The sequence below is a fragment of the Stenotrophomonas sp. STEN022 genome (assembly GCF_056760155.1).
In genome coordinates, this window is the sequence record NZ_JBRREG010000122.1 from 1 (window position 1) to 11,036 (window position 11,036).

Annotated in this window: 12 protein-coding genes; 7 read left to right on the forward strand and 5 right to left on the reverse strand. The window is 63.9% G+C overall.

Annotated elements, in window-relative coordinates; all coding sequences use genetic code 11:
* Positions 1 to 253 precede the first annotated feature (253 nt).
* The 4 genes from ACVOMF_RS18780 to ACVOMF_RS18795 form a co-directional block, all read right to left on the reverse strand.
* On the reverse strand, positions 254 to 604 hold the full coding sequence (locus ACVOMF_RS18780; RefSeq protein ID WP_481510616.1) for a DUF3301 domain-containing protein: 351 nt from the start codon (positions 602 to 604) through the stop codon (positions 254 to 256).
* Positions 605 to 678: 74 nt separating this feature from the next.
* Positions 679 to 1,596: a DUF2272 domain-containing protein gene (locus ACVOMF_RS18785; protein WP_481510623.1), complete on the reverse strand. Its 918-nt coding sequence runs from the start codon at positions 1,594 to 1,596 to the stop codon at positions 679 to 681.
* A 118-nt stretch (positions 1,597 to 1,714) separates the two neighbouring features.
* The gene (gene nadC, locus ACVOMF_RS18790; RefSeq protein ID WP_481510617.1) at positions 1,715 to 2,572 is read right to left on the reverse strand and encodes a carboxylating nicotinate-nucleotide diphosphorylase; all 858 of its coding nucleotides are present in this window, start codon (positions 2,570 to 2,572) and stop codon (positions 1,715 to 1,717) included.
* The gene (locus ACVOMF_RS18795) at positions 2,572 to 2,841 is read right to left on the reverse strand and encodes a Trm112 family protein (protein WP_481510618.1); all 270 of its coding nucleotides are present in this window, start codon (positions 2,839 to 2,841) and stop codon (positions 2,572 to 2,574) included. Before ACVOMF_RS18795 ends, nadC begins: the two co-directional genes overlap by 1 nt.
* Positions 2,842 to 2,900: 59 nt before the next feature.
* Between ACVOMF_RS18795 and purE the strand changes: the two genes are divergently transcribed.
* From purE to ACVOMF_RS18810, 3 genes are read left to right on the forward strand one after another with little or no spacing between them, the layout of a single operon-like run.
* Positions 2,901 to 3,404, forward strand: a complete 504-nt coding sequence (gene purE / locus ACVOMF_RS18800) for a 5-(carboxyamino)imidazole ribonucleotide mutase (protein ID WP_282267797.1) — start codon at positions 2,901 to 2,903, stop codon at positions 3,402 to 3,404.
* Complete coding sequence (locus ACVOMF_RS18805; RefSeq protein ID WP_481510619.1) at positions 3,401 to 4,561, forward strand: 5-(carboxyamino)imidazole ribonucleotide synthase; 1,161 nt, start codon at positions 3,401 to 3,403, stop codon at positions 4,559 to 4,561. The genes purE and ACVOMF_RS18805 overlap by 4 nt, the downstream gene beginning before the upstream one ends.
* 46 nt (positions 4,562 to 4,607) lie before the next feature.
* Positions 4,608 to 4,943 (forward strand): carboxymuconolactone decarboxylase family protein, encoded by a 336-nt coding sequence (locus ACVOMF_RS18810; protein WP_282267792.1) that lies wholly within the window; start codon positions 4,608 to 4,610, stop codon positions 4,941 to 4,943.
* Positions 4,944 to 5,078: 135 nt separating this feature from the next.
* Here the strand turns inward: ACVOMF_RS18810 and ACVOMF_RS18815 are convergent, their stop codons facing one another.
* Positions 5,079 to 5,657, reverse strand: coding sequence for a superoxide dismutase (locus ACVOMF_RS18815; protein ID WP_481510620.1), 579 nt, complete (start codon positions 5,655 to 5,657; stop codon positions 5,079 to 5,081).
* A 117-nt stretch (positions 5,658 to 5,774) separates the two neighbouring features.
* Between ACVOMF_RS18815 and grxD the strand changes: the two genes are divergently transcribed.
* From grxD to ACVOMF_RS18835, 4 genes are all read left to right on the forward strand, one after another.
* The gene (gene grxD / locus ACVOMF_RS18820) at positions 5,775 to 6,095 is read left to right on the forward strand and encodes a Grx4 family monothiol glutaredoxin (RefSeq protein WP_282267786.1); all 321 of its coding nucleotides are present in this window, start codon (positions 5,775 to 5,777) and stop codon (positions 6,093 to 6,095) included.
* Positions 6,096 to 6,115: 20 nt separating this feature from the next.
* Positions 6,116 to 6,835: an SDR family NAD(P)-dependent oxidoreductase gene (locus ACVOMF_RS18825; RefSeq protein ID WP_481510624.1), complete on the forward strand. Its 720-nt coding sequence runs from the start codon at positions 6,116 to 6,118 to the stop codon at positions 6,833 to 6,835.
* On the forward strand, positions 6,832 to 7,425 hold the full coding sequence (locus ACVOMF_RS18830) for a YhgN family NAAT transporter (RefSeq protein WP_481510621.1): 594 nt from the start codon (positions 6,832 to 6,834) through the stop codon (positions 7,423 to 7,425). The genes ACVOMF_RS18825 and ACVOMF_RS18830 overlap by 4 nt, the downstream gene beginning before the upstream one ends.
* Positions 7,426 to 7,664: 239 nt before the next feature.
* A complete protein-coding gene (locus ACVOMF_RS18835; protein WP_481510622.1) occupies positions 7,665 to 10,892 on the forward strand; it encodes a TonB-dependent receptor in 3,228 nt (1,075 codons plus the stop codon).
* Positions 10,893 to 11,036: the final 144 nt, after the last annotated feature.

The window sequence follows — 11,036 nt, forward strand, 5'->3', positions numbered from 1 at the left end:
CCCCCCGGGGGGGGTTTTTGTTTGGGGGCTTTGTGTTGGCCCGCCCCAGGCGCGGGTGGGGCTTCCCCCCCGCCGCCCCCTGGTGCTGGTGGGCGCGGCGTCAGCCGCGAAGCCGAGGATCTGTCAGTTCGCTGGCATGCCCGCAACTTCCAGTGCATCAGCTTCGCGGCTGACGCGGCTCCCACAAAAAGCGTGCAGCGTTATGGGTTTGTCGGTAAGGCCCCTGCCGAGCATGGCTCGGCACTACGGTGAATCAGATGTCTTCGGCTTCTTCGGTGCTTTTGCGCAGGCGGCCGATCTGGGCGGCGGCCGGGCCGCTGAACGAGATCAGTTCGCGGCCGCGCAATACCATGCGACCGGTGTGGCGATCCTGGCCGTCGTAGGAATAGTCGAAACGGAAGCTGCGCTCGAAGCCCAGCCAGCCGTTGGGCAGGCGGCACAGGCGCAGGCCGGTGCTGTGCACGCTCTGGTCCAGCCATTGCACATCGGCGGCGCGGCAGGCATTGCGGCCCAGTTCGGTGGCGCGGTCGGCAGCGGCGCGGGAGCGGTCCCAGAACGCGAAACCAAGCGCGCCGACAATCATCAAAATAAGAAGGGTAGGCATGCGAGCACTTTAGGCGATCTGCTCATCCATGCGCAGCCCTCTGTTCACTGTTGATGCCCGCGCGTCAGCAAGCATCAGTGGGTGACCGGTGTTGGAATTGGTTCGTCCGGAGGTGGCGGCAAGGGCGCGGTCGAATTGAATGCCGGCGCCGGGTTGGTTGCGGTCAATTTCAAGAGTGCGGCCCAATCCTGTCGATTGAGGTTGCACTCTTCCTCTTGGCCCGGTGAGCAGCGCTGTTCAACCAGTGAGCTTGGCGCCTGCGCAGCATTTGCTTTGGGTGGCTCGAGCAGTCCCGTACGGTCAAGCATGAGCTTGCGCATCACCACCGAGTTGGCGACGTTGCCGCCGACCAGATAGAGCGTACGGTCGCCGCCCATATTTGCGCTGACCACGATTTCGCAGTGCGATTTCCAATTGCCGGCACGGCCGCTGCCCAGCGCCTGGATCAAGCCTGCGTAGTTCAAGGTGCTGCTGCGGTCGCGCAGGAAGCACAGCATGTCGCCGGGAGCCGGTTTCTCGCTGGCCGGGTCGGCCAGGCGATACGGCATGCCGTTGCTGCCGCCCTGGTAGGCGGCACGGATGTAGTCGATGTGGCGTGGTGATCGGGTAAAGCCGGGCACGGCGGCGCGCGTCATCACCCAGGAGATGAAGGCGGCCGACCACGGGTTGTCGATCAGAAACGCGCGGCAATCGGTATCGGTATAGCGGTTGCCGGTCGGCTGCGCGCAGCTGCTGGCGCCGGCAATGGCGCCCATCGGGCCAAGCGTGCCGCTATCGCGCCAATAGCCGACGACGCGCTGCCAGGCGATCAGGCCGTTGTCGGCCAGGTGCTCGTTCTCGGCCTCGGTAACGCCGAGGCTGGCGATGCGGCCATCGCGGTCGATGAAGGGGCGATACCACAGGCGGTGTTCACCGCAGGCCGCCGCAACCACGGCCTTGGCGGTTTCGCTCAGGCCATAGCGAGGCGGCACGTCACAGGCTTCAGCTGCCATCGCCGGCAGGGCGGGCAGCAGCAGGGTCAGGCCGCACAACAGGAATCGATATGCCACAGAGGGCTCCGCGGGGGATATTGGGGGAGTGTCGCAGCCGGGACCGTGTGCATGCCGTGAGTCAGCGCGGTGGCGGGCCCAGTTTCAGCGACAGATCGATGGCTTGCACGTGTTTGGTCAGGCCGCCGATGGAAATGCAGTCCACGCCGTCTTCGGCGATGGCGCGCAACGTGCTCATGTCGACGCTGCCGGAGACTTCCAGCGGAATCCGTCCGGCGGTGATACGCACGGCATCGCGACGCATCGCTGCGCTGAAGTCATCGATAAGGATGCGCTCGCAGCCGACGGCCAGGGCCTCCTGCAACTGCTGCAGGTCTTCCACTTCCACTACCAGGGGTAGCTTGGGCTGCTGCGCGCGTGCGGCGTGCACGGCGGCAGTCAGCGAGCCGGCGGCGCGGATGTGGTTCTCCTTCAGCATCACCGTATCGAACAGGCCGATGCGGTGGTTGTCGCCGCCGCCGCAGCGCACCGCGTACTTCTGCGCCAGCCGCAGGCCGGGCAGGGTTTTACGGGTGTCAAGGATGCGCGCCTTGGTGCCTGCCACCGCCGCGACGTAGCGCGCGGTGATGGTGGCGGTGCCGGACAGGGTCTGCAGGAAGTTCAGCGAGGTGCGCTCGGCGCTGACCAGGCTGCGGCTGCGGCCGCTCAGGGTGGCCAGCACCGTGCCGGCGCTGACTTGGTCGCCTTCCAGCACACGCCAATCGATCCGGACCTGCGGGTCCAGCGCACGATGGGTGGCGTCGAACCAGGGCCGGCCGGCGATCACTGCATCCTGCTTGCACAGCAGGTAGGCGATGTCGGCGGCATCGGGCAACAAGGCGGCGGTGACATCGCCGCTGCCGATGTCCTCGGCCAGGGCGCGGGCGACATCGGCGTCAATCTGTTCCTGCGGCGGGGCCAGCGGCGGGTGTGGCAGCATTATTTGGCCGGGAAGTCGGTGATCTGGGCGGTGGCGATGGCTTCGTCAGCCAGCAGCACCGGAATGCCGTCATCGACGCGGAAGACCTGCTTGCGGTCGCCGCTGATCAGGGCTTCGCGCAGCGGTTGGGCCTGCGGGCTGCCGTCGGCGCGGGTCACGCCGCCGTTGCTGATGGCGCGGTTGAGGGCTTCCAGGCCGGCGCTTTCCAGTAGGAACAGCGGCTGGCGGGTGTCGGGGGAGACGAGGAGGTCGAGCAGTTTGCGGTCCATCAGTTCGTGGTCTTGCGGGGAAGACGGCTAGAATACGTCTTTGCAGCAGGTGACGGCCAATGACCCCCAACCACCCCGCGCCGCTAGTCGGCATCGTGATGGGTTCCCGCTCAGATTGGGAAACCATGCAGCACGCCGCCCAGAAGCTTGATGCTTTGGGCGTTCCGTATGAAGTGAAGGTAGTTTCCGCGCACCGGACCCCGGATGTGCTGTTCAGCTATGCCGAGCAGGCGGGCCCGCGTGGCCTGCGTGCGATCATCGGTGGCGCTGGTGGTGCGGCGCACCTGCCGGGCATGCTGGCTGCCAAGACCGCCGTGCCGGTGCTGGGCGTGCCGGTGCAGTCCAAGGCGCTCAATGGCATGGATTCGTTGCTGTCGATCGTGCAGATGCCGGCGGGTATCCCGGTGGCGACCTTTGCCATTGGCAACGCTGGCGCATCCAATGCGGCCCTGTTCGCCGCGGCCATGCTGGCCGCCGAGCAGCCGCAGATTGGTGCCGCGCTGGACGCCTTCCGCGCACGCCAGACCGAAGATGTGATGGCTGCGGACGATCCGCGCCAATGATTACGGTTGGCATTCTCGGTGGCGGGCAGCTGGCCCGCATGATGGCGCTGGCGGGAGCTCCGCTGGGCCTGCGTTTCGTGGTGTTCGACCCGGCCGCCGATGCGTGTGCGGGGCAGGTGGCGCCGCTGCAAGTGGGCAATTTCGATGACACCGAGGCATTGGCTGCGTTCGCGGCCAAGGTCGATGTGATCACCTTCGATTTCGAGAATGTGCCCGCCGCCAGCGCGCATTGGCTGGCCGAGCGCAAGCCGGTGTTCCCGAATCCGGCCGCGTTGGCGGTGGCGCAGGATCGGCTCAGTGAAAAGACCTTGTTCCAGGAACTGGGCATAGCGCTGCCGGCATTTGCCGATATCCGCAGCCGCGATGAATTGGCCGCCAAGGCTGCCGAGTTCGGCACGCCGTGCATTCTCAAGACGCGGCGCTTGGGCTACGACGGCAAGGGCCAGTTCCGTATCCGTGACGCGGCGGACATCGATGCGGCCTGGCAGACGCTGGGTGCGCAGGTCGACAAGACCGGGCTGATCCTCGAAGGCTTTGTGGCATTCGAGCGGGAAGTCAGCGTGGTGGCCGTGCGCGGCCGCGACGGCGAGTTCCGCGCCTGGCCGCTGACCGCCAACTGGCATGTGGACGGTGTGCTGTCGGCCAGTCTGGCGCCGGCTGCGCTGTCCGCCGAGCAGCAGGCAACGGCGATTGCCTATGCGCGCCGTGTTGCCGAACGCTTGGACTACGTTGGTGTATTCGCGCTGGAGCTGTTCTGCCGTGGCGATGCCTTGCTGGCCAACGAAATGGCGCCGCGCGTGCACAATTCGGGTCACTGGACCAGTGATGGTGCGGAAACCTCGCAGTTCGAGAACCATATCCGCGCCGTGCTTGGCCTGCCCCTGGGCGATACCCGCATGCTAGGCCACGCCTGCATGCTGAACTGGCTGGGGCAGATGCCCGACGCCAAGGCTGTGCTCGGCGAAGCTGCCGGTCACTGGCACGACTACGGCAAGCAGGCCCGCGAGGGCCGCAAGGTCGGTCACGCCAATCTGCGTGATGACGCGCCGGCGGCGCTGGCGGATGCCTTGCTGCGTGTGGGTGAGGCCTTGGGACGGCAGGAGCAGGTCGCCCCGGTGGTTGAAGTCCTGCGTCGCGGCGGCATGACGGCGAACTAATCTTTGCCGGCGTAAGGTTCTCCAGTCCCAACTGGAGAACCCAGCCATGCTCGACTGGAATGACTACCGCCGTGAGCTGAAGGGCCGTATCGGCGAACTCGGCAAGCTCTCGCCGGATACGCTCAAGGGCTATATCACCCTGAGCGGCGCAGGCGCGCAGACCAACCATCTGGACGGCAAGACCCGCGAGTTGATCGCGCTGGCGGTGGCGGTGACCACGCGCTGCGATGGTTGCATCACTACTCATGTGGATGCGGCGTTGAAGCAGGGTGCCAGCCGCGAGGAGATTGCCGAGGCGCTGGGTGTGGCTGTGGCGCTGAATGCCGGTGCGGCGCTGGTGTACTCGGCGCGCGTGCTGGATGCGGTGGCTGCGCACGAGTGAGGTGAGCGGTGCTTCTGGCTCACTCCTGAATTTTCAGATCGTCATTCCCTCTGCGCGGGATGACGGTTTGGGGGCAAAGCCAAAGCGCTGCATGCCTTCCCTCGTGGTCAAGCGTGCTCGCGCCGTCGCTGGCTCTCAGCGCAGCTGCGTCTCCACGAAGTCCCAGTTCACCAGTTTCCAGAACGCCTGCAGAAAACGCGCGCGATCATTCTGGTAATCGCTGTAATACGCGTGCTCCCACACATCGCAGACCAGCAAGGGCGTGCTGTCGCCGGTCAATGGAGTGTTCGCGTTACGGGTGCTGACAACGGCCAGTTTGCCGTCCGGGTGCTGCACCAACCAGGTCCAGCCCGAGCCGAACACAGCCAGAGCGGCCCGGTTGAACTCTTCCCGTAGTTTCTGTGCGTCGCCGAATTGACGGTTGATGTGCTCGGCCAGCACTCCCTGCGGGTCGCCGCCTGCGCGGGGGTGCAGGCATTGCCAGAAGAAGTCGTGGTTCCATGCCTGCGCCGCCGCCTGGAACAGGCTGCCCTGGCTGTTGCGCACGATCTCCTCCAACGGCAGCGCGTCCAGCTCGGTGCCGGCGATGCGCGCATTGACTGTATCCACGTAGCCACGATGGTGCCTGCCATGATGCAGGTCCAGGGTTTCGGCGGAAATGTGCGGTTGCAGCGCGGTACGGGCGTAAGGCAGTTCAGGCAGTTGGAGGGGCATTGGAGATTCTTTTCGGGGCAGGGCGACGGGAGTTGGCCGGCTCGGCTTACAATGGTCAACCACGGGAAAGTCTATCCGACCAGGACGGGCCGTTCTTTCGCAGTAGGGAGAATTCGAATGCCGGTGATGGAACAAATCCAGGCTGAGGTGGAGCAACATCCCCTTGTCCTGTTCATGAAGGGTACGCCGCAGTACCCGATGTGCGGCTTTTCCAGTCGCGCGGTACAGGCGTTGACGGCAGCCGGGGCAATCAATCTGCGCACGGTCAACCTGCTGGAGTTCCCGGAGGTGCGAGCCAATCTGCCGCGCTACTCGAACCTGGCGACCTTTCCGCAGTTCTTCATGCACGGCGAGTTGATTGGCGGCTGCGACATCATTCTGGAGCTGTTGGAGTCCGGCGAGCTCAAGCGCATCGTTGCCGAGGCCGGGCAAGCGTGAGTGCCCAGCCCCGGGGGGACATGGGCGCCGACCTGGCTGGTCGGGTAATTCTGATAGCGGGCGCTGCGGGCGGTCTGGGCGCAGCGACGACCCGGGCCTGCACGGAGGCCGGCGCGACGGTGGTGATGCTGGGCCGCAAGGTCGCCAAGCTCAATCGCGTCTACGACAGCGCCGCACAGCTTGGCCCCGAGCCGATGCTGTATCCGTTGGATCTGGAAGGCGCCAGCCCCGATGACTACGCGGCCTTGGCCGAACGGCTCGAGTCCGAGCTCGGGCGGCTGGACGGCGTGCTGCATTGCGCGGCCGATTTCGCAGGGCTGACCCCGTTTGCTTCCGGTGATCCGGCAGCCTTCGCGCGGGCGATCCACGTCAACCTGACAGCCCGCGCTTGGTTGACCCAGGCCTGCCTGCCCTTGCTGCGTCAGCGTGAGGACGCGGCCGTGGTGTTTGCGCTGGATGATCTGCGGCGGGTGGGGCAGGCCTATTGGGGTGGCTACGGGGTAGCCCAGTACGGGCTGCGCGGGCTGATCGAGAGCCTGCACCATGAGCTGCGCAACGGTCCGGTTCGGGTCTGCGGCATGCAGCCGGGGCCGATGCGTACCGGGTTGCGGGCGCGTGCGTTCACCCATGACGAGGATGCGGCGCCGGTGGATCCAGTCAACTACGCCGCCGCCAGTGTGCAACTGCTTGCTGCCAGCGGTGCGCAGTGGCGTGGAAAGGTGCTGGACCTGGCCCCGTGACGATCCTTTCAGCGGCCCTGCTGCTGTTTCTGATCCTCGATCCGCTGGGCAACATCCCGGTGTTCCTCAGCCTGCTCAAGCCGTTGACGCCCAGGCGTCAGCGGGTGGTGCTGGTGCGTGAGCTGCTGATCGCGCTGGCGGTGCTGATGGCCTTCCTGTGGGGCGGCAAGTACGCGCTGGAGTTGATGCACCTGCGCCAGGAATCGGTGGCCATTGCTGGTGGCATCGTGCTGTTCCTGATTGGCATCCGCATGATCTTCCCGCGCCCGGAGGGGCTGATGGGGGCGGCGCCGGACGGTGAACCCTTCATCGTGCCGATGGCGATCCCACTGGTGGCCGGGCCTTCGGGCATGGCGGCGGTGATGCTGATGGGCAGCAATGAGCCTGAGCGGTTGGGCGATTGGAGCCTGGCGTTGCTGTTGGCCTGGGGCGGGACGGCAGCGATCCTGATGTCGGCAACCCTGCTCTACAAGCTGCTGGGTGCCCGCGCGCTGACCGCGCTGGAGCGCTTGATGGGCATGCTGTTGGTCGCAATTTCGGTACAGATGCTGCTGGATGGTCTGGGGACCTATCTGGCATCAATCCGCTAACTGCTTGATCTGCCGTAGGGGAAACTGCTGCAGCGCAATATCGCTGTCTTCTTGCAGTCATAAATTGTCATTACCGTGTTAACCTTATCTTAACCGTTGCGGCTGAAACCGCCTCGGAAGGGACCCCCAAGATTCAAGACGATCAGGCGCCCGGTTGACCCCGGGGCTGATGGATCGCGTTTTTTCTCAATCGCCAACTCGTATCGAGGCTACCCATAATGAATCACCCTCGCATCCGGATGTCCAAGCTTGCCCTTGGTCTTGTCGCCGCACTTGCGGCCGCTCCGGCTTTCGCTCAAAGCACCTCTGCCGGCGTCGGCGGTCAGGTCTTGAACAACGGCGGCCAGCCGGTTGCTGGCGCTGAAGTCACCATCACCCACGTCGAGTCGGGCACGGTCAGCCGTGCGACCACCGATGCGGCTGGTCGTTACAACGCCCGCGGCCTGCGCGTGGGTGGTCCGTACACCATCACCATCACCAAGTCCGGTGAAGGCACCAAGACGGAAGATGGCGTCTATCTGGGCGTGAACCAGACCGGCACCATCAATGCCCAGCTGACCGGCGACCTGGCAGCTACCAATCTGGAAGCCATCCAGGTCATGGCCGTTGGCGGTGGCTCGGAAGTTTTCAGTTCCACCAAGATGGGTTCGGGTACCAACCTGAGCCAGGTGCAGATGGAAGCGCTGCCGTCGATCGGCGGCAACATCCAGGACTACATGCGCCTCGACCCGCGCGTGGCCTTCGTTGACCGCGCTTCGGGCGCCATCTCGGCCGGCGGCCTGAACCCGCGTTACAACTCGATCAACATCGACGGCGTGTCGGCCAGCGATACCTTTGGTCTGGAAGGCAACAACATGACCACCCGGCGTCAGCCGGTGTCGATGGAAGCCATCGAAGCGCTGGACATCAACCTGTCCAACTACGACGTCTCCATCGCCAGCGCTGCCGGTGCGACCGTCAACGCCGTGACCAAGTCCGGTACCAACGAATTCCACGGCTCGGTGTACGGCACCTACCGTGATGGCGACTGGTTCGGAAACAACCCGGACGGCAAGAAGTTCAACGGTTTCACCGAAGAAAAGACCTACGGCGCCACCTTCGGCGGCCCGATCCTCAAGGATCGCCTGTTCTTCTTCGCCAACTACGAAAAGTTCAAGCAGGCAGCTCCGGGTGCCGACATCGGCAGCAGCGTGCTGGGCAAGGCGAGCGCCAAGTACGGCATGGCTGAAGTTGCCAAGGCGCAGCAGATCGCCAAGGACACCTATGGTATCGATGCCGGCGGCCTGTCCAGCAACGGCGATACCGAGCTGGAAGAGTATGCGCTGAAGATCGATTGGAACATCAACGATGATCACCGCGCCAGCGTCCGCTACAGCAAGCTGGACCAGAGCAAGCTGCGCATCAACGGCATGGGCAGCAGCAGCCAGGCCTCGCTGAGCTCGTACTGGTACCAGCAGAACAAGACGGTCGAGAGCTATGTCGGCCAGTTGTTCAGCGACTGGAGCGACAATTTCTCCACCGAGTTCAAGGTCTCGTACCGCGATTTCGCCTCCGAGCGCGTCGTGCCGACCAATGCACCGAGCATCGCCATCTACTTCGACGGCACCCAGGCGCGTCCGTCTGGCGATGTGCTGTTCATGGGTACCGAAATCAACTCGCAGGGCAACATCCTGCAGACCAAGACCTGGAACTACTCCGGTTCGGGTAGCTACATCCTCGGCGACCACACCCTGAAGTTCGGTGTCGACTACAGCGACAACGACATCTACAACCTGTTCGGCCGCGCCAGCTGGGGTGTTTACACCTTCTTCGGCCTGGACAACTTTGCCAAGGGCAACTGGTCCAACTACCAGTTCAACAAGGAGCGTGCTCCGGGTTCGATCGCGGCCAGCTACAAGAACAGCAACCTTGGTCTGTTCGTGCAGGACACCTGGTACGTCAACAACAACCTGACCCTGACCCTGGGTCTGCGTGGTGATCGTCCGGAAGTCAGCCCGTCGCCGCAGTACAACGCACCGGCGGATGCCTACTTTGGCTACAACAACAGCAAGGTGTTCGGTAGTGGCTTCCTGATCCAGCCGCGCGCTGGTTTCAACTACACCTTCGATTCGGACCGCCCGACCCAGTTGCGTGGTGGTGTTGGCCTGTTCCAGGGTGATGCACCGCAGGTGTGGATCAGCAACAGCTTCTCCAACACCGGCTTCAACTACGATTCGTACAACATCACCAATGACCAGGCCACTCCGCCGGTGGCTTTCAACCCGGATGGCAGCAACCAGCCGATCCCGGGTGCGACTCCCGCCGCCCAAGGCGTGAGCTTCGTCGGCAAGGACTTCAAGCTGCCGTCGTTGTACAAGGCCAACCTGGCGTTCGACCACGAACTGCCGTGGTATGGCATCGTGGCTTCTGCCGAGGTGCTGGTCACCAAGACCAAGGATGGCCTGTACTACAAGGCGTTGAACATCGGTAAGGTCGTGGATGGTGAAACCGTGCCGTCCTTCATCGGCCCGGATGGTCGCGACATGTACTGGAATCCGTCCAAGAGCGTCAACGGTGCTTGGGCTGCAGCGGACAACCGTTTCGGCCGCAACACCAAGTACGCCGACGTCTTCCTGATCGAGAATACCGACAAGGGCCGCACCAACCAGTTCACCGTCTCGCTGAGCAAGCCGTTCAGCGAAGACAGCGACTGGTCCTGGAGCCTGGGTTACACCTACACCGACGCCACCGAAGTTGGTTCGCTGACCAGCTCCACCGCCAGCTCGGGTTGGGGTAACCAGTATTCCTTCAACGTCAACTCGAACACCGAGACCACCTCGCGTTACGAGATCAAGGACCGTGTGTCCGGTTCGCTGGACTGGAAGCACAAGTTCTTCGGTGACTACCAGACCCGCGTTGGCCTGGTGTACGAAGGCCGCAGTGGTCGTCCGTACAGTTACATCTTCAACGGCGACGCCAACGGTGATAACCGTAGCTCGAACGACCTGTTCTACGTGCCGAAGGGCCCGGGTGACGTGCTGTTCGGCGCCCTCGATGCCAAGACTGGCAAGTTCACCGCTGATCCGAAGCTGGAGCAGCAGTTCTTCGCCTGGTTGGCAGAGAACCCGCAGCTGGCCAAGTACGCTGGCAGCTATGCGCCGGCCAACGGCTTCCGTACCGGTTGGATCAACACCTTCGACATCCGCGTGTCGCAGGAACTGCCGGGCTTCATGAAGGGCCACAAGTCGGAAATCTGGCTTGACGTGCAGAACGTTGGCAACATGCTGAACAAGAAGTGGGGTCAGATCTATGACTACGGCTTCTATGCAAATGCCCGCGTTGCCAACCTGGCGGGTATGTCCAACGGCAAGTACGTGTACGACAAGCTGTACACGGACAAGCCGACTGCCGCCAACGCGGACGCCGATGGTTTCAACCAGGGTGTCTCGCAGTGGTCGCTGCAGCTTGGCTTCCGCTACCAGTTCTGATCGTTTGATTGATCGGATGTAAACCGAAAACGGCCGGGGTAACCCGGCCGTGTTCTTTTTAAATGGGGGGGGGCGATACTACCAACCCCAACCGGCAGGGCCCCGTTGGGTAATGACAAAAAAATGGGGGGGGCCGACCGCGCG

What these genes read in the sequence shown, in the direction of transcription:
- ACVOMF_RS18810 (WP_282267792.1), top strand. Translation starts at nt 4,608, where the DNA reads ATGCTCGACTGGAATGACTACCGCCGTGAGCTGAAGGGCCGTATCGGC.
- ACVOMF_RS18785 (WP_481510623.1), bottom strand. Translation starts at nt 1,596, where the DNA reads ATGGCAGCTGAAGCCTGTGACGTGCCGCCTCGCTATGGCCTGAGCGAA.
- ACVOMF_RS18795 (WP_481510618.1), bottom strand. Translation starts at nt 2,841, where the DNA reads ATGGACCGCAAACTGCTCGACCTCCTCGTCTCCCCCGACACCCGCCAG.
- ACVOMF_RS18805 (WP_481510619.1), top strand. Translation starts at nt 3,401, where the DNA reads ATGATTACGGTTGGCATTCTCGGTGGCGGGCAGCTGGCCCGCATGATG.
- nadC (WP_481510617.1), bottom strand. Translation starts at nt 2,572, where the DNA reads ATGCTGCCACACCCGCCGCTGGCCCCGCCGCAGGAACAGATTGACGCC.
- ACVOMF_RS18780 (WP_481510616.1), bottom strand. Translation starts at nt 604, where the DNA reads ATGCCTACCCTTCTTATTTTGATGATTGTCGGCGCGCTTGGTTTCGCG.
- purE (WP_282267797.1), top strand. Translation starts at nt 2,901, where the DNA reads ATGACCCCCAACCACCCCGCGCCGCTAGTCGGCATCGTGATGGGTTCC.
- grxD (WP_282267786.1), top strand. Translation starts at nt 5,775, where the DNA reads ATGCCGGTGATGGAACAAATCCAGGCTGAGGTGGAGCAACATCCCCTT.
- ACVOMF_RS18835 (WP_481510622.1), top strand. Translation starts at nt 7,665, where the DNA reads ATGTCCAAGCTTGCCCTTGGTCTTGTCGCCGCACTTGCGGCCGCTCCG.
- ACVOMF_RS18815 (WP_481510620.1), bottom strand. Translation starts at nt 5,657, where the DNA reads ATGCCCCTCCAACTGCCTGAACTGCCTTACGCCCGTACCGCGCTGCAA.
- ACVOMF_RS18825 (WP_481510624.1), top strand. Translation starts at nt 6,116, where the DNA reads ATGGGCGCCGACCTGGCTGGTCGGGTAATTCTGATAGCGGGCGCTGCG.